Origin of the sequence: Brevibacterium sp. HMSC22B09, from assembly GCF_001806795.1 — a bacterium.
Lineage (GTDB): Bacteria > Actinomycetota > Actinomycetes > Actinomycetales > Brevibacteriaceae > Brevibacterium > Brevibacterium ravenspurgense.
Genome location: NZ_KV786004.1, coordinates 83,827 through 99,816, shown reverse-complemented (window position 1 = coordinate 99,816; position 15,990 = coordinate 83,827). Strand labels below are relative to the sequence as shown.

The 15,990-nt window shown below is 63.6% G+C and carries 15 protein-coding genes and 1 tRNA gene; 2 read left to right on the top strand and 14 right to left on the bottom strand.

Translation table 11 applies throughout. From position 1 onward, the window contains the following. Window positions 1-56: 56 nt before the first annotated feature. The gene (gene polA, locus HMPREF3087_RS02745; protein WP_070427964.1) at window positions 57-2,684 is read right to left on the bottom strand and encodes a DNA polymerase I; all 2,628 of its coding nucleotides are present in this window, start codon (window positions 2,682-2,684) and stop codon (window positions 57-59) included. Window positions 2,685-2,759: 75 nt separating this feature from the next. On the opposite strand from polA, the gene HMPREF3087_RS02740 reads away from it, so the two are divergent. Further along, the gene (locus HMPREF3087_RS02740) at window positions 2,760-3,206 is read left to right on the top strand and encodes a PaaI family thioesterase (RefSeq protein ID WP_070427963.1); all 447 of its coding nucleotides are present in this window, start codon (window positions 2,760-2,762) and stop codon (window positions 3,204-3,206) included. A 101-nt stretch (window positions 3,207-3,307) separates the two neighbouring features. On the opposite strand, the gene HMPREF3087_RS02735 is transcribed toward HMPREF3087_RS02740, so the two are convergent. Next, window positions 3,308-3,913, bottom strand: a complete 606-nt coding sequence (locus HMPREF3087_RS02735; RefSeq protein ID WP_026022758.1) for an ANTAR domain-containing response regulator — start codon at window positions 3,911-3,913, stop codon at window positions 3,308-3,310. 119 nt (window positions 3,914-4,032) lie between these two features. Here HMPREF3087_RS02735 and HMPREF3087_RS02730 point away from each other — a divergent pair. Beyond that, window positions 4,033-4,114, top strand: a tRNA-Leu gene (locus HMPREF3087_RS02730). 135 nt (window positions 4,115-4,249) lie between these two features. Here the strand turns inward: HMPREF3087_RS02730 and pyk are convergent. The 12 genes from pyk to HMPREF3087_RS02670 all read right to left on the bottom strand — a co-directional run bounded on the left by pyk (window position 4,250) and on the right by HMPREF3087_RS02670 (window position 15,966). Continuing rightward, window positions 4,250-5,755, bottom strand: coding sequence for a pyruvate kinase (gene pyk, locus HMPREF3087_RS02725; protein WP_070427962.1), 1,506 nt, complete (start codon window positions 5,753-5,755; stop codon window positions 4,250-4,252). A gap of 52 nt (window positions 5,756-5,807) precedes the next feature. Then, window positions 5,808-6,908: a prolipoprotein diacylglyceryl transferase gene (lgt, locus tag HMPREF3087_RS02720; RefSeq protein ID WP_070427961.1), complete on the bottom strand. Its 1,101-nt coding sequence runs from the start codon at window positions 6,906-6,908 to the stop codon at window positions 5,808-5,810. Then, window positions 6,905-7,684, bottom strand: coding sequence for a tryptophan synthase subunit alpha (trpA, locus tag HMPREF3087_RS02715; RefSeq protein ID WP_070427960.1), 780 nt, complete (start codon window positions 7,682-7,684; stop codon window positions 6,905-6,907). Before trpA ends, lgt begins: the two co-directional genes overlap by 4 nt. Then, complete coding sequence (gene trpB / locus HMPREF3087_RS02710) at window positions 7,681-8,898, bottom strand: tryptophan synthase subunit beta (protein ID WP_062021193.1); 1,218 nt, start codon at window positions 8,896-8,898, stop codon at window positions 7,681-7,683. The genes trpA and trpB overlap by 4 nt, the downstream gene beginning before the upstream one ends. Before the next feature lie 94 nt (window positions 8,899-8,992). Beyond that, complete coding sequence (gene trpC / locus HMPREF3087_RS02705) at window positions 8,993-9,775, bottom strand: indole-3-glycerol phosphate synthase TrpC (RefSeq protein ID WP_061942994.1); 783 nt, start codon at window positions 9,773-9,775, stop codon at window positions 8,993-8,995. Continuing rightward, window positions 9,772-10,062, bottom strand: a complete 291-nt coding sequence (locus HMPREF3087_RS02700; protein WP_061942996.1) for an HGxxPAAW family protein — start codon at window positions 10,060-10,062, stop codon at window positions 9,772-9,774. Before HMPREF3087_RS02700 ends, trpC begins: the two co-directional genes overlap by 4 nt. Before the next feature lie 78 nt (window positions 10,063-10,140). Next, window positions 10,141-10,656 (bottom strand): Trp biosynthesis-associated membrane protein, encoded by a 516-nt coding sequence (locus HMPREF3087_RS02695; protein WP_061942998.1) that lies wholly within the window; start codon window positions 10,654-10,656, stop codon window positions 10,141-10,143. Beyond that, window positions 10,653-12,191, bottom strand: a complete 1,539-nt coding sequence (locus HMPREF3087_RS02690) for an anthranilate synthase component I (protein ID WP_070427959.1) — start codon at window positions 12,189-12,191, stop codon at window positions 10,653-10,655. Before HMPREF3087_RS02690 ends, HMPREF3087_RS02695 begins: the two co-directional genes overlap by 4 nt. After that, window positions 12,172-12,519 carry a phosphoribosyl-AMP cyclohydrolase gene (hisI, locus tag HMPREF3087_RS02685; RefSeq protein ID WP_061943002.1) on the bottom strand — a complete coding sequence of 116 codons (348 nt, stop codon included), beginning with the start codon at window positions 12,517-12,519 and terminating at the stop codon, window positions 12,172-12,174. Before hisI ends, HMPREF3087_RS02690 begins: the two co-directional genes overlap by 20 nt. After that, window positions 12,516-13,271: an imidazole glycerol phosphate synthase subunit HisF gene (gene hisF / locus HMPREF3087_RS02680; RefSeq protein ID WP_061943004.1), complete on the bottom strand. Its 756-nt coding sequence runs from the start codon at window positions 13,269-13,271 to the stop codon at window positions 12,516-12,518. The genes hisI and hisF overlap by 4 nt, the downstream gene beginning before the upstream one ends. Then, the gene (locus HMPREF3087_RS02675) at window positions 13,271-14,776 is read right to left on the bottom strand and encodes a carboxyl transferase domain-containing protein (RefSeq protein WP_070427958.1); all 1,506 of its coding nucleotides are present in this window, start codon (window positions 14,774-14,776) and stop codon (window positions 13,271-13,273) included. The genes hisF and HMPREF3087_RS02675 overlap by 1 nt, the downstream gene beginning before the upstream one ends. After that, the gene (locus HMPREF3087_RS02670; RefSeq protein ID WP_070427957.1) at window positions 14,773-15,966 is read right to left on the bottom strand and encodes a CaiB/BaiF CoA transferase family protein; all 1,194 of its coding nucleotides are present in this window, start codon (window positions 15,964-15,966) and stop codon (window positions 14,773-14,775) included. The genes HMPREF3087_RS02675 and HMPREF3087_RS02670 overlap by 4 nt, the downstream gene beginning before the upstream one ends. Window positions 15,967-15,990 lie beyond the last annotated feature (24 nt).

Genomic DNA, 15,990 nt, shown 5'->3' with positions numbered 1-15,990 from the left:
CCACAGATGAGTGCGGCCCCGCCGCCGGGCGGGGCCACACTCATCTGTACGGTCTGTCAGTGAGCCGCTGACTGCCAGTCCGGACCGCGCCCCACATTGACGTCCAGGGGGACACTGAGCTCAGCCGCGCTGCTCATCGTGTCGACCACAATCTTCTCGACGCTGTCGAACTCACCCGCAGCGCACTCGACGATCACTTCATCGTGCACCTGCAGAAGAATGCGGGACTTGAGCTCCGCCTCGGCCAATGCGTCGGCAATCCTGCACATGGCGATCTTCATGATGTCTGCCGCGGTGCCCTGAATAGGGCTGTTGAGAGCTGCGCGTTCGGCCATTTCACGCTGCGGACGGCTATCCGACTGCAGGGCCGGCAGATAGCGGCGACGACCGTACATCGTCTGTGTGTAGCCCATCTTCCGCGCTTCTTCGACCGAACCGTCCAGGTATTCCTTCACCGCACCGAAACGCGAGAAATACTCGGCCATGAGCTCTGAGGCTTCGTTCGGGCTGATGCCCAGCTGATTCGACAGACCGTAGGCAGACAGACCGTAGACCAGGCCGTAGGACATGGCCTTGACCTTTTCGCGCTGCTGCCGGCTGACGTCCTCCACTGGAATCTGGAAGACCTGACCGGCGACGAATGAGTGAAGGTCCTCCCCGTCGCGGAACGCCTCAATGAGCGCTTCGTCCGCGGAAAGGTGCGCCATGATCCGCATTTCGATCTGCGAATAGTCAGCGCTCATCAGATCCGTGAAGCCGGCATCGGCGTCAGCCGTGAACACACCGCGGATGCGCCGTCCCGAGTCCGTGCGGACCGGAATGTTCTGCAGGTTCGGGTCTTTTGAGCTGAGCCTGCCCGTAGCCGTCATCGTCTGTAGGTAGGTGGTGTGAATCCGTCCGTCATCGGCGATTTCCTTCTTCAGACCGACCACCGTCTGTTTGAGCTTGGTGCGCTCACGGTGAGCCAGCAGGTGCTCCAAGAAGGGGTGCTGCGTCTTGCGGAACAGATCATTGAGAGCATCCGCATTCGTGGTGTAGCCCGTTTTCGTCTTCTTGGTCTTCGGCATGTCGAGTTCATCGAACAGCACGGTCTGCAGCTGTTTCGGCGAACCGAGATTGACGGTGTGGCCAATCGCGGAGTAGGCGTCTTCAGCGCTCTGGTCGGCTTCGCGCCCGAACTCGTCAATGAGGTTCTGCAGCTGCGCGGAATCGATGTTGATGCCGACTCGCTCCATCTGTGACAGCACTGCCTGTGTCGGCATTTCAATGTCGTCAAGGACTGCCAGCTGGCTGTACTCGTCAAGCTGCTCGCGCAGCAGAGGCGCCAGTCGCGAGGCGAGGTAGGCTCTCCTGCCCGCTGCCTCGTCATCCGTGTTCTCCAGAAGAGTGCCGGCGTTTTCGTCAGGCTGTGCGGCCGCGATTCCGGCACGGCTCTGGGCGAGTTCTTCGAGTTCGTAGCCGCGTGCATCCGGCATCAGCAGATAGGCGGCAAGCTCCGTGTCAGTCCACACGCGCACGCGCAGACCGTTGTCGGCAAGCGCTTTGATCTGCGGCTTAGCGTCGTGCATGGCGATCTGCGGATGCTCGGCAAGCAGGCTGGCGACCTGTTTTTCAGCTTCCGGGCCAAGCGCGGTCATATCGATAAGCCATGCGCTGTCACCGGCCGCAATGCCGAGAACGTCCGGTGTTTCGAGGTCAACGTCGATACCCAGGACTTCGCCCTCGGAGGCAGCGACAACAGATGCCACATCGTCAGTCTTCTGCGGTACGGGCACTTCGCTTCCCGCGGGCGCCTGGATCTCCGCACCGCCGAGGAACGGGCCGACCTCAGCTGACAGCTGGCGGAACTCGAGGGCGTCGAACAGTTCGCCGATCGCTTCGGCGCTGCCGCGGCCCAGTGCCGCATCACCCAGGTCCAGCGGAATGTCGAGGTCATCGACAAGCCGGTTGAGGCGATAGTTCCGTTCGACATCCCCTATGTGGTCGCGCAGGCTCTGCCCGACTTTGCCGCCGATGTCCTCCGCGTTGTCGATAATGGCGGGCAGATCACCGTACTTCGTCAGCCATTTCGCGGCGGTCTTTTCGCCGACTCCCGGAACACCGGGCAGGTTGTCGGCCTTTTCGCCCACGAGAGCAGCAAGGCCTCGGTAGTTGGCAGGGCTGACGCCGTATTTGTCTTCCACCGCCTGTGGTGTCATGTGCTGCAGATCAGTGAAGCCGCGCTTGGGATACATGATCGTGATGTTCTCATCGGCCAACTGGAAGGAATCTTTGTCACCCGAGGCGATGAGGGTGTCATAGCCCTCCCCCGCACCCCGGCGAGCAAGCGAGGCCAAGAGGTCATCCGCCTCGTACCCCTCCCGGGTGATGACCGGAACGCCGAAGGCGCCGAGCATGTCCTTGATGAGGTCCACCTGACCGTGGAAGTCCTCCGGCGTCTTGGCACGGCCGGCCTTGTACTCCGGGTACTCCTCAAGACGGAACGTCTGCCGGCCCAAATCGAAAGCCACGGCCACATGCGTGGGCTCAAGCGTGTTGACCGCCGTCAACAGCATCCTGGCGAAACCGAAAACAGCGTTCGTGGTCTGCCCGTCAGCCGTCGAGAAGTTCTCCGGCGGCAGAGCGTAGTACGCCCGGTAGGCAAGGGAATGGCCGTCAATCAGAAGAAGTCGCTTCGTGCTCACACCTCAACACTACCGGCAAAGCTGCGGCAAGGCGGGGCGGCTTCAATCGGCTACAGTGACCCCAGAAGGAGGAACATGAAGCAGATCACACCACTTGCAGAGGGATTGAGCGAAGAAGAATACGCGGCAATCCTCGCCGACTATCAGGAGTTTGACGACGACACCCTCATGGCCGCTATGAACATGTCGGTGGACGCCCTAGGCTACGACTTCTTGACGGGCAGCGTGCCGGTTGAGGGCAATAAGCAGCCCGCGGGCCTTTTCCACGGCGGCGCACACGTGGCGCTTGCAGAATCCCTGGCTTCGCTGCACTCTTTCATGCGCGCCGGGACGAACGTCGTCGGCGTTGACCTCAACGCCACCCACCTGAAAGCCGCTCGCAGCGGACGGGTTTGGGGACGCGCTGAAGTCATCCACGCTGGACGCACCATCATCAACCACGAGGTTCGCATGACGGACGACAACGGCAAGCTCCTGTCGATTGTGCGCATCACCAACCTGGTGCTCCAGCCCCAGGCCTGAGGCTAGAGCACCAGCTTTACACCAGGTCCGGCCGTTCACGGCCACCGCACGGCAAAGGCGGTCCTGTCCCAGCGTCGGTCAGGACCGCCTTCAGCGAAAGCTCAGTCTTTCGAATCGAGCTGGTTGAGAACAGTTTCGGCGACTTCGCGCATTGTCAGACGACGGTCCATTGACGTCTTCTGAATCCAGCGGAACGCTTCGGGTTCGGTCAGCCCCATATTGGAGATGAGCAGACCCTTGGCGCGTTCGACCAGCTTCCGCGTTTCGAAGCGGTCGGTCATATCCGCAATCTCAGATTCCAGTGCCTGGATCTCCTGGTAGCGCGACTGTGCGATTTCCAAGGCGGGAACCAGGTCGGCAGCCGTGAACGGCTTGACGACATAGGCCATGGCACCGGCATCGCGGGCGCGCTCAACGAGTTCCTTCTGCGAGAACGCAGTGAGCAGCACGACGGGGGCAATGCTGGCCCGAGCGATCTTCTCGGCTGCGGAAATGCCGTCGAGCTTCGGCATTTTGATGTCCATGACCACAAGGTCGGGACGGAGCTCTTCGGCAAGGCGGACGGCTGATTCGCCGTCGCCCGCTTCGCCTACGACGTCGTAGCCGACTTCCCGGAGCATTTCCACAATGTCGAGTCGGATAACGGATTCGTCTTCGGCGACGATGACTCGGCGTACGGGCTGAAGTTCTTGATCTGGGTTAGACACGCCTCCATCGTAGTCGCCTCAGCGCGCAAACGGTATGGCAGGCCGGGTCTGGGCGTGAAAGACCACGCCGGTGACACCTGTTTTGTGCATCTGAGCGCGTGCACTACGATTGCCCTGATGCCGGATTGGCGGAATTGGTAGACGCGGAGCACTCAAAATGCTCTATCGCAAGATGTGCGGGTTCGAGTCCCGCATCCGGTACGAAACAATCTCGGGACATCGTAGAAACGATGTCCCGAGATTTTCTGTTTGGGGCAGCCTGCGCGGCACCGCTGGTGAAGCACACGAGGCGGCCGGCAGGTTCTGCCGGTTACCTCACGAGGCGCCGGTCACCGGTCAGAAGTTCGGTTCGGTGATCTTTCCGTAGCCTGCTTCCGGGTGGCTGAAGATCTGGTTGTCATCCCGGTATGCCGGCGCCAGGCCCTTGATGGCGTCACCGAGTTTGTGCACGCGCAGGGCGTTGGTCGACCCGGGCAGTCCCGGGGGCGATCCGGCCACGATGACGCAGTAGTCGCCCTCTTCGGCCATTCCCTCGCCCAGCAGGATTTCATCGGTCTGCCGGGCCATCTGGTCGGTGTGGCTGACTTCGTTCACGAGGATCGTTTCAACACCCCAGGTGAGTGCCAGCTGGTGACGCACCTTGACGTCAGGCGTGAATGCAAGAAGTCGACGAGGCGCACGCAGCCGCGACATGCGGCGCACCGAGTCTCCCGTCTGCGTGAACACGCACATGTGGTCGATGTCGAGGTCGTGGGCGACCTGCACGGCAGCCGCGGTGATTGCACCGCCGCGGGTTTTCGGCTCACTGCCCAGTTCGGGAACAAGGTGCAGGCCCTGCTGTTCGGAAGATTCGATGATGCGGGCCATGGTGCGCACCGCATCGATCCAGTGCTGACCAACCGAGGTTTCACCGGAGAGCATGAGCGCATCCGCGCCGTCGAACACTGCGTTGGCGCAGTCGGAGGCTTCAGCGCGGGTGGGCCGTGGCTCTTCGATCATCGATTCGAGCATCTGGGTGGCCACAATGACAGGCTTGGCTTCGCGGCGGCACTTGGCGATGGCGCGCTTCTGCACGAGGGGAACCTGTTCCAGCGGAACTTCGACACCCAGATCGCCGCGGGCAACCATGAGCCCGTCAAAGGCATCGACGATTTCGTCGAGCTTTTCGACAGCCTGCGGCTTCTCCAGTTTCGCGATGACGGGAATGTGAATGCCCTCGTCATCCATGATCGAGCGAATGAGCTCAGCATCTGCGGCATCGCGCACAAAGGACAGCGCCACCCAGTCCACACCCATGCGCAGCCCGAAGCGGAGGTCGGCGATGTCCTTTTCGGTCATCGCCGGCACTGAGACTGCGACACCGGGTAGGTTGACGCCCTTGTGGTCGGACAGGTAGCCCGGAACTTCGACCTCAACCAGAATGTCGGTTTCGTCGACTTCGACTGCCCGCAGGCGTACGCGCCCGTCATCGACCAGCAGCGGGTCGCCGACGCTGACATCGCCGGGCAGACCCGGGTAGGTGGTTGAGATGCGCTCGACCGTTCCTTCGACGTCGTCGGTTGTGATCGTGAACTGCTGACCGCGTTCGAAGTAGTGCTTCTTGCCGTCAGCGAACGTGCCCAGCCGAATCTTGGGCCCCTGCAGGTCCATGAGGACCGCAACGGGACGGCCGGTGTCGTTGGCCGCTTCGCGCGCCCATCCGTACAGGCGCTTGTGATCAGCGTGGGTGCCGTGGGAGAAGTTGAAGCGAAGAACATCGACTCCGGCATCGATGATGGCACGGATGTCTTCGTAGGATTTCTGAGCAGGTCCGAGGGTTGCAACGATCTTGGCTAGCCGCATAGTTCCACCCTAGTCGAATGTTGTCCCCGGTGAGAGACCCGCCGCGGATCAATCAGCCGTCGTGCTTGCCGTCTTCGTGTTTGCTCACCTGCGGAACGATCGAGATCGTCGATGTCACCGCACCGAAATATCCGAATGACCGTCCTGACACCGGAAGTTCCGAAGTTTCGGGATCAGCGATCACGGGCAGCGCCTGTGTGACAGGACCGAAGCCGATCTCCTCTCCCCTGTCCGACTGCCGGGGCAGAGCGGAGGTTTCTGCCGAGGTGCCGCTTGCCTGAGTGCGTTCGTCACCCCGTGATCCGCTCAGTGTGATGTCCGGGTTGAACTTGGGGTACCGGATACGCGATACCGCTAGCAGGACAGCACCGAGGATGAACACCAGGATCGACGTCCACACGTTGAGCCGCAGACCAAGAATGTGCTCCGCCGTGTCGATGCGCAGCGCTTCGATCCACACCCGTCCCAGCGTGTAATAGCAGATGTATGAGAAGAACACCTGGCCGTGATCCAGCCGGAACCGTTTGCCCAGCCAGATGAGCAGCAGTGCCCCCAGGATGTTCCAGATTGATTCATACAGGAACGTTGGATGGAACAGCGTGCCTTCGGGAATCGAGGGGTCGGGCCAGTTGGGGTTGAGGCGGCCGTTGATCACCTGGTCGATGTGCAGACCCCACGGAAGTGTGGTCGGCGCGCCGAACAGCTCCTGATTGAACCAGTTGCCCCAGCGGCCGATCCCCTGCGCCAGCAGCAGACCGGGAGCGGCAGCGTCGAGAAAAGCGCCGAAGCGAATGTCGAGTTTGCGCGCCACGAAGTACGCCACCAGAACACCCAGGGCGACAGCACCCCAAATGCCGAGTCCGCCGTTCCAGATGTAGAAAGCCGCAACCGGGTTTCCTCCCTCCCCAAAGTACGGGGCGGGTGTCGAGAACACGTGGTAGAGCCGACCGCCGATGATGCCAGCGGGGATCGTCCACATGGCGATCGTCCACAGATCATCGGAATCTCCGCCTCGTGCTGTCCACCTGCGATTCGTCAGCCACAGGGCCACAAAGATGCCTGTGATGATGCACAGCGCGTAGGCGTGGATGGTCAGCGGGCCGAGCGAAAAGCCCTGCCAGGTCGGTGAGGGAATCGCCGCCTGGTACGTCACGAGCGAACCGTTCCTTCGCGCAGCTCTTCCGCGAGTCGGCCGACCGCGGCGGGACCGCCCTCGTCAAGAGCCCGCACCAGAGCGGAGCCGACAATGACACCATCGGCGTAGGCGGCGACTTCGCCCGCCTGTTCGCGGTTCGAGACTCCGAGCCCCACGCACACGTGCTCAGCACCAGCGTCGCGCACACGACCTACGAGGTCTTCCGCGTGCGAGTCCACCTGGTCGCGGGTGCCGGTGACACCCATTGTCGAGGCGGCATAGACGAAGCCGCGAGAACGCGAGCTGATGAGAGCGAGGCGCTCGGGCGTTGATGACGGTGCGGCCAGGAAGATCCTGTCGAGTTCGTGAGCGTCCGAGGCTGCATCCCACGCCGCGCAGTCGTCCGGCAGCAGGTCCGGCGTGATGATGCCGTGACCACCGGCGGACGCGAGGTCGCGGGCGTAGGCTTCGACGCCGTACTGGAGGATGAGGTTCCAGTAGCTCATGACAACGGGAACAGCTCCCGCGTTCGCGGCGGCTTCAACAGCGCGCAGCGAATCGGCAACGCGCACGCCGGCCTGCAGAGCAGCATCGGCCGCCCGCTGGATGACGGGACCGTCCATGCCGGGGTCGGTGTACGGGATGCCGACTTCGATGATGTCAGCGCCGCCGCGAGCCAGTTCTGCCATCGCGTCGAGGGAGCCGGGAACATCGGGGAAGCCGACGGGCAGGTAGCCCACGAGGGCGGCACGCCCGTCGTTCTTGGTCTGTGTGAGGACTTCAGCCGTGCTCATACCTGGACCGCTCCTTCGTCGATGTAGTCAAACCACCGGGCGGCGGTCGTCATGTCCTTGTCGCCGCGCCCGGACAGGCTCACGAGGATAACAGCGTCTTCTCCGAGCTCCCTGCCGACCTTCATGGCACCGGCAAGAGCGTGCGAGCTTTCGATAGCCGGGATGATTCCCTCGGTGCGGGCCAGCAGGCGGAAGGCCTCCATGGCCTCGTCGTCGACGATCGGACGGTACTCAGCCCGTCCGGAGTCATTGAGGTAGGAGTGTTCGGGGCCGACCGACGGGTAGTCCAGGCCTGCGGACACCGAGTGCGACGGCAGGGTCTGGCCGTCTTCGTCCTGCAGGATGTAGGTGGCCGAACCGTGGAGAACACCGGGGCGTCCGCCGGAGAATCGTGCAGCGTGACGGCCGGTGTCCACGCCGTCGCCGCCGGCTTCGAAACCGTACAGGCGGACGTTCTCATCGCCGATGAACGCCGCGAAGATTCCCATGGCGTTCGAACCGCCGCCCACGCAGGCGCACACAGCGTCGGGCAGACGGCCGGCCTTCTGCTGGATCTGTTCACGCGCTTCGTCCGACATGACGCGCTGGAAGCTGCGCACCATAGCGGGGAACGGGTGGGGTCCGGCGACCGTGCCGATCATGTAGTGCGTTGTCTCAACGTTCGCCACCCAGTCGCGCATGGCTTCGTTCATGGCGTCTTTCAGAGTGCGAGTGCCGGTGCGCACAGGAACGACCTCGGCGCCCAGCAGGCGCATGCGGGCCACGTTGAGCGACTGCCGCTGAGTGTCTTCTTCGCCCATGTACACGGTGCACTCAAGACCGAACAGAGCTGCGGCAGTCGCTGCTGCAACGCCGTGCTGGCCGGCACCGGTTTCGGCAATGACACGGGTCTTGCCCATGCGCACCGTGAGAAGAGCCTGCCCGAGCACGTTGTTGATCTTGTGCGAGCCCGTGTGGTTGAGGTCTTCGCGCTTGAGGAAGACGCGTGCTCCTCCGCAGTGTTCAGCAAAGCGCGGCGCTTCCGTCAGCAGACTGGGACGGCCCGTATATTCAAGCTGCAGTCGCGTGAGCTCTTCGGCGAATTCGGGGTCGACCATGGCTTTGCGCCACGCTTCCTCGATCTGGTCGAGGGCGGGCACGAGAGCTTCCGGGAAGAACCGGCCGCCGAACTCGCCGAAGTACGGGCCGGCTTCTGCTGCTGGGATTTCGGGCATGTCACTTCCGTTCTGTGTGGGCGGCTCGGGATGTTAGAGCACGAGGCGCCTGTGCGCGGGCGGCTTGCTGTGGGTGTGCGCTGCGATTGAGTCGCTAGGGCCGCTGTGCGCGGCCTGCGCGGGTGAACTCGGCAACCGCGGTCTGCGGGTCGCCGTGCTTCACGAGTGCTTCGCCGACGAGCACGAGGTCTGCGCCGGCCGCCGCGTAGAGTTCGACTTCGGCGCTTGTTGCGACACCGCTTTCAGCGACCAGGTGGGTGTGCCCCGTCGCTTCAGCCGCCAGGGGCGCAAAGCGCGCGGGATCAACCGACAGGTCTTTGAGGTTGCGGGTGTTCACACCGAGGATCTTCGCCCCGAGCTTCGCCGCACGCGCGATCTCTTCGCTGGTGTGAGCTTCGACGAGGACTGCCATGCCGAGTTCGTGGGCAAGCTCGTAGAGGCTGCGCATCTGCTCGTCGTCGAGAGCCGCGACGATCAGCAGGATGATGTCCGCCCCGTAGGCGCGGGCCTCGTACACCTGGTATTCGTCGACCATGAAGTCCTTGCGCAGCAGCGGGACGTCCACGCGGGCACGCACTGCTGCGAAGTCTTCGAGGCTGCCGCCGAAGCGTCGCTCCTCCGTGAGCACCGAAATTGCTGCCGCACCTCCGGCCTCGTAGGCGGCGGCGAGTTCAGCCGGGTCTGCGATGTCGGCCAGCGCGCCCTTGGAAGGTGACGAACGCTTGACTTCGCAGATCAGCCCGAACTGTTCGGGTGCGAAGGAGCGCGCAGGGGCTGCTGCCGCTGCGCGCTCTTTCATCTGCTCGAGGTCGACACGAGCGCGGCGCTGTTCGAGGTCTTCGCGGACCCCGTCAATGATCTCGCCGAGAACTGTCAACGCTGCAGGGTGTTGCGGTGAATCTTCGGGCCCAGGCCTGCCTTGACCAAGATGGGGCCGACGATTGCGCCGAGCACGACGATTCCGCAGCCGACGAAGAACAGCGTCCAGCCGCTGTTGTTGACGATCAGGGTGCCGATGCTGGCAACAGCAACGCCGACGAACACGAGGATGACGCCGATCCACGCACCGACAGAGTGCATGTGGCCGGGGTCCTGGATTGCCTCGTAGTCGATGCTCGACTTGTCGAGGTCAGAGGGTCCGTTGCGGTACTTGGTCTTAGACATTGTGCTCCTTCATTCTGCTGTCAGGATTCTCTCACGAAAGACTGAGTTGCTGGCAATCGGCTCGCCATGAGAGGCGAATCATCTGATGTCGTCGGGGTCTTCACCGCGCGAAAGTGCGTCCCAGGCGGCAGCCGGGTCGTCGTCGGGATCTGCTTCGCCCTCCACGATGTCAGCGCGTTCGAACTTCTGGCTGGTGCGCCACTGAGTACGTCCGAATCCGGCAAGACCAGCGGCAACGGCTGCCACAAGGCCGGCTGCAGCTGCGATCCACGCCCAGGGTGTGGCGTCTTGGCCCAGGGCGATGCCGAGGCCGGTGCCGAAGTAGCCGAACCCCAGGAGAACCATGAGGACGCCGGTGATTCTTCGGCCTGCGGTTCCGAGCATCGCCAGCAGCAGAGCCGTCACGGCAAACGCAGCCGCCTGTGCCGTGAGAACAGGCGAGCCTCCGCCGCCCGATGCTCCGGGGGCGGCGTCAGCAACACCTGCCGGGCCGGTGTTGACCGCACCCGTCATGGTCACGAGTTCACGTGTCGAGACGAACCACAGGATTCCCGCTGCCGCTAGGAGGAGCAGAACGGACCGTCCGCGGGTCATTTGCGCTCACCCGGCTCTTCGAGGTCATCTGCCGACACCGCTGCTCGCAGCGTCTGCGCGGCAGCAGCCGAATTGAGCACCGACGCCGCCTTGGTGCGGGTTTCCTGGTATTCGGATTCGGGCACGGAGTCTGCAACAACACCGGCACCGGCATAGACGGCCACAACACCGTCTTTGAGCACACCCGTGCGAATGGCAATCGCCATGTCGAGATCACCGGCAAACGACAGGTAGCCGACAACACCGCCGTACAGTCCGCGGCCGATTGGTTCGAGTTCGTCGATCAGCTGCAGGGCCCGCGGCTTCGGTGCGCCCGAAAGCGTACCCGCCGGGAACGCAGCGCGGATGACGTCCATGCCGTCGACGTCGTCGCGCAGAGTGCCCGTGACAGTAGATTCAATGTGCATGATGTGGCTGTAGCGGGCGACCTCCATGAACTCAGCGACGTCCACGGTTCCCGGTTGGCACACTTTCGCCAGGTCGTTGCGCGCCAGGTCAACCAACATGATGTGCTCGGAGCGCTCTTTCGCATCGCCGATGAGTTCTTCCGCAAGCCTACGGTCTTCGACCTCGGTCTTGCCGCGTGGCCGCGAACCGGCAATCGGGTGAGTGAGGACCTCGCGGTCTTTCACCGTCACGAGTGCTTCAGGAGACGAGCCGATGATACTGAAGGGCTCGCCTTCGGAGTTTTCCACCTCGAGCAGGTACATGTACGAGCTCGGATTGGTGCGCCGCAGGACACGGTAGATGTCGAGAGCCGAAGCCGAGGTGTCGCTTTCGAACCGCTGTCCCGGAACCACCTGAAACACGTCACCGCGGCGAATGTGCTCTTTTGCCGTTTCGACGGTCGCGAGGAAGTCTTCGTGCTCCGTGTGGGACCGCACCGTCGGTGCCGGCCAATCGAGCGTCGAAATGACGGGTTTACGCTGCTCATTGAGGTCGCGCAGCATGGCGTCGATCCGCTTGCGGCCGTTCTCATAGGCCTGTTCGATGCGCTCTGGTGATCCATCGGCGTTGAGCACGTTTGCGACCAGGGTGAGTTCAGCCGTGTAGTGGTCGAACACTACGACATCGCCGGGGATCGACAGGTGGATCTCCGGGATGTTCGACACAGCGTCGGGGCCAGCGCCGAGCTTCTCAAAGCGGCGAACCGCATCCCAGCCGATGTAGCCCACGAGCGACGACGTCATCGGGGGAAGATCCACCGGCGGAGGGCTCTTGAGCAGGCTGAGAACCTGCGAAACGCCCTCCAGCGGATCGCCGCCGGTCGGCGCACCCGCGGGCACTGTTCCCTGCCACGTGAGTTCTCCACCGCGCTGTGCGCTCAGCGTTGAGAGCGGGTTGCGACCCACAAAGGAGTATCGCTGCCAGGAACCCTGCGAAGCCGACTCCAACAGAAACGCTCCCGGACGACCGTGAGCAATGGCGCGGTAGATCGACATCGGAGTTTCCCCGTCGCCGAGAACCGTGGCCGTGACTGGAACAACCCGGTGGTGTTTGCCGAGTTCGCGGAACTCACTGAGCGGAGTGATCATCCATCCTCCTGTCGGAAAAGCACGACGGCGTGTTCGTGTGGCATGCCGGACCGGTCTGGCGCACCTCGTACAGGACGGTGTCACCGTCACAGTCGTGGCTGACCCGCATGACCTGCTGCGCGTGCCCGGAAGTTTCGCCCTTCACCCAGTACTCACCGCGTGAACGCGACCAGTACGTGGCCTTGCGCGTGTCGAGCGTGCGGCGCACCGCCTCGGCGTCAACCCAGGCGAGCATCAGCACCTCGCGAGTGTCGTACTCCTGGACGACAGCCGGCAGCAGGCCGTCAGCACCGTAGCGCAAGTCCTCGGGGCGAAGAATCTCAGTCATCGAACTTCGATGCCTTCAGAGCGCAGAGCGTCTTTCACATCGGCAATCGTGAACGTCCCATAGTGGAAGACGGAGGCAGCCAGCACAGCATCGGCGCCAGCGCGCACAGCCGGTGCGAAGTGCTCAAGTTTGCCGGCGCCGCCGGATGCGATGAGCGGAACCGTGATGTGCGGGCGAACGTCGCGGATCAGCTCGAGGTCGAATCCCTCCTTGGTGCCGTCAGCGTCCATGGAGTTCAGGAGGACCTCGCCGACGCCCCGTTCCTGAGCTTCACGCACCCATTCGAGAGCGTCCAGGCCGGTGCCCCTCTTGCCGCCGTGCGTGGTCACCTCATAGCCGGAGGCGGTATCTCCGCGACGCACATCGGCGGAGAGCACAAGGACCTGCGAACCGAAGCGGTCGACGATTTCGCCGATGACTTCGGGGCGGGCGATGGCGGCGGTGTTGATCGACGCTTTGTCGGCACCTGCGCGCAGCAGCCGGTCGACGTCGTCAGCGGTGCGGACTCCCCCGCCGACAGTCAGGGGGATGAAAACCTGCTCTGCGGTCTTCTTCACCACGTCGTACAGGGTTTCGCGGTTCCCACTGGAGGCGCCGATGTCGAGGAACGTCAGTTCGTCAGCCCCGCCGGCGCCGTAGCGCTCGGCGAGTTCAACGGGGTCGCCGACGTCTTTCAGCCCCTTGAAGTTCACGCCTTTGACGACGCGCCCGCCGTCAACGTCGAGACATGGGATGATTCGCACGGCGGGCATCAGATACCCAGCTTTCGGTAGCGGTCAATCCGCTGGTAGCGGCGGCGCGACGGGTGGACGCGCATGAGGTCGATGATTTCGTATTCCAGGGTCTGCGCCACACGTTCGGAGAATTCGCGCGGTTCTTGAGCGGCGTTCGGCTTTTCCGCAATGACCCGATCCACGATTCCGTGTTCGACGAGCTTTTCGCAGTGCACCTGCTGCGCCTGCGCCATTTCGGCGGCGCGGTCTTTCGTCCGATGCACGATTGCCGATGCGCCCTCTGGCGGCAGCGGCGACAGCCAGCCGTTTTCGGCACTGAGCACACGGTCGGCGGGAATGAGCGCGAGAGCTCCGCCTCCTGAGCCCTCACCGAGGATGACCGACACCGTCGGTGCCTTCAGCGCAATGAGGTCAGACAGGGAGCGGGCGATTTCACCGGCAAGACCGCCCTCTTCTGCGTCCTTGGAAAGGGCCGCACCCGGGGTGTCGATGACGGTTACCAACGGGATGTGCAGTTCGTCGGCCAGGCGCATACCGCGGCGGGCTTCGCGCAGGGCTGCAGGCCCCATCGGTTCGTACTTGCGCTGTCCGCGGCGGTCTTGGCCGAGCACAATGCACGGCGCAGAGCCGAACGTGGCCAGAGCAAGGATCATGCCGCGGTCTTTTTCACCCTGTCCCGTGCCGTTGAGCGGCAGCACATTGCGGGCCCCGTAGCGCAGCAGTTCGCGCACTCCTGGCCGCTTTTCATCGCGCGAGGCGGTGATGATGTCCCACGCGTTCGTGCCGCTTGGCATGGGGTTCGGCGAGGTGTCGGGATTGTCGACGGGTGCCGGCACCTCGAGTGCGCCCATGAGGACGTCGAGCGCCTTCGCTGCGGTCTCCCCCAGACGTTCGGGGCCCATGACGGCGTCGACGAGACCGCGACGGTGGAGGTTGTCTCCGGTCTGCACATTGGTTGGGAAGGGCTCGCCGTAGAGCTCTTCGTACACGCGCGGACCGAGGAAGCCCACGAGCGCGCCCGGTTCGGCAACGGAGAAGTGGCCGAGCGAACCCCACGAGGCGAACACACCGCCGGTGGTCGGGTGGCGCAGGTAGACGAGGATCGGCAGGCCGGCTTTGCGGTGGTCGTTGACGGCTGCCGTGATCTTGACCATCGACAGGAAGGCGACCGTGCCCTCCTGCATGCGGGTGCCGCCTGATGCTGGGCCGGCCAGCAGCGGCAGCCCTTCCGCGGTTGCGCGTTCAATGGCGGACGTCAGACGCTCTGCCGCGGCAATGCCGATCGAGCCGGCGAGGAAGCGGAACTCGCTGGCCACGATGGCAACACGACGTCCCCGCACTCGGCCTTCGCCCGTAAGAATCGCTTCGTCGGCACCAGACTTTTCGCGGGCTGCCGCAAGTTCTGCAGCGTACTCGTACGAGATTCCCGCCGCCGGTGTGATCGGTTCAGTGTCCCAAGATTCAAACGTGCCCTCATCAACGACGAGGTCGATGAGTTCGCGGGCTGAGTACCGCTTAGTCATGCTTCACCGTCCAACCAGGCGCGGATGGCCTCAGAGTCTGCGTTGAGAACAGGGGGTGCCTTGTGTTCGGAGAATGTCGTTTCTACTTCGCCTTCTTCACCGCCGTCGAAGAAGCGCAGAACCGGGCCGGCGAGGTCCATGTCGCCGACAACGGGGTGGTCCACCGTGATCTTGAGGCCCTGCGAGAGTGCCTGATCCCATTCGTAGACTTCGTCGAGCGTGCGGACAACACCGGCCGGAATGCCGGCTTCGCTGAGCTTGGCCAGCACTTCATCGGAATCGAGGTCGGCAAAAGCACCTTCGACAGCAGCAGTGACTGCTTCGCGGTTCTTCACGCGCGCGTCGTTGTCGGCCATGCCCTCAGCTTCGGGATCGAGGTCGAACGCGGTGCAGAACTTCTGCCACAGCGATTGGTTGCCCACCGACATCTGGACCGCACCGCCCTCGCCGCCCTTGCAGCGGAAGAGACCGTAGGGCGACAGCGCCGGGTGGTGGTTGCCGTTGGGTTTCGGTGTGACACCGCCGACGAGCTGCGAGGTGGCCTGGAAGGCGTGCACGCCGACAATGCCGGCGATGAGCGAGGTGCGAACGATCTTGCCCTTGCCGGTGCGTTCGCGTTCAAGGAGAGCCGCAAGAACACCGAGGGTTCCGTTGATGCCGCCCAGGAGGTCGGCAATCGGCACGCCGACCCGCTGGAAGTCGTCCGGGCCCGAACCCGTGACCGACATGAGCCCCGCCTCGCCCTGGGCGATCTGGTCGTAGCCGGCACGACCGCCCTCGGGACCGTCGTGGCCGAAGCCGGTGATGGACAGGATCACCAGGCGCGGGTTGAGCTCCAGGCAGCGCTGCGTGGAAAAGCCCAGGCGGTCCATAACGCCGGTGCGGAAGTTCTCGATGACCACGTCTGCGCGCTTGATGAGCTCTTCGAGAACGTGCTTGCCGTCCTCGCTCTTGAGATCCAGCGCGATGGATTCCTTGTTGCGGTTGCACGCCAGGAAGTACGTGGCCTGCTTCTGGTCTTCCGGCCCCACGTACTGCGGGCCCCAGCTGCGCGTGTCGTCACCGCTGGTGGGATTTTCTACTTTGATGACCCGCGCACCGAGGTCGCCGAAGATCTGGCCTGCGTGAGGGCCGGCGAGAGCGCGGGAGAGGTCTACGACGGTGTAGCCGTTGAGTGGTCCTTGCGACATGTCAGTCCTTCCTGGTGTGGCGGC

What these genes read in the sequence shown, in the direction of transcription:
- HMPREF3087_RS02695 (WP_061942998.1), bottom strand. Translation starts at nt 10,656, where the DNA reads ATGACCCGCGGACGGTCCGTTCTGCTCCTCCTAGCGGCAGCGGGAATC.
- HMPREF3087_RS02675 (WP_070427958.1), bottom strand. Translation starts at nt 14,776, where the DNA reads ATGACTAAGCGGTACTCAGCCCGCGAACTCATCGACCTCGTCGTTGAT.
- hisI (WP_061943002.1), bottom strand. Translation starts at nt 12,519, where the DNA reads ATGACTGAGATTCTTCGCCCCGAGGACTTGCGCTACGGTGCTGACGGC.
- HMPREF3087_RS02740 (WP_070427963.1), top strand. Translation starts at nt 2,760, where the DNA reads ATGAAGCAGATCACACCACTTGCAGAGGGATTGAGCGAAGAAGAATAC.
- HMPREF3087_RS02700 (WP_061942996.1), bottom strand. Translation starts at nt 10,062, where the DNA reads ATGTCTAAGACCAAGTACCGCAACGGACCCTCTGACCTCGACAAGTCG.
- HMPREF3087_RS02670 (WP_070427957.1), bottom strand. Translation starts at nt 15,966, where the DNA reads ATGTCGCAAGGACCACTCAACGGCTACACCGTCGTAGACCTCTCCCGC.
- trpB (WP_062021193.1), bottom strand. Translation starts at nt 8,898, where the DNA reads ATGCCCGAAATCCCAGCAGCAGAAGCCGGCCCGTACTTCGGCGAGTTC.
- pyk (WP_070427962.1), bottom strand. Translation starts at nt 5,755, where the DNA reads ATGCGGCTAGCCAAGATCGTTGCAACCCTCGGACCTGCTCAGAAATCC.
- hisF (WP_061943004.1), bottom strand. Translation starts at nt 13,271, where the DNA reads ATGCCCGCCGTGCGAATCATCCCATGTCTCGACGTTGACGGCGGGCGC.
- HMPREF3087_RS02690 (WP_070427959.1), bottom strand. Translation starts at nt 12,191, where the DNA reads ATGATCACTCCGCTCAGTGAGTTCCGCGAACTCGGCAAACACCACCGG.
- trpA (WP_070427960.1), bottom strand. Translation starts at nt 7,684, where the DNA reads ATGAGCACGGCTGAAGTCCTCACACAGACCAAGAACGACGGGCGTGCC.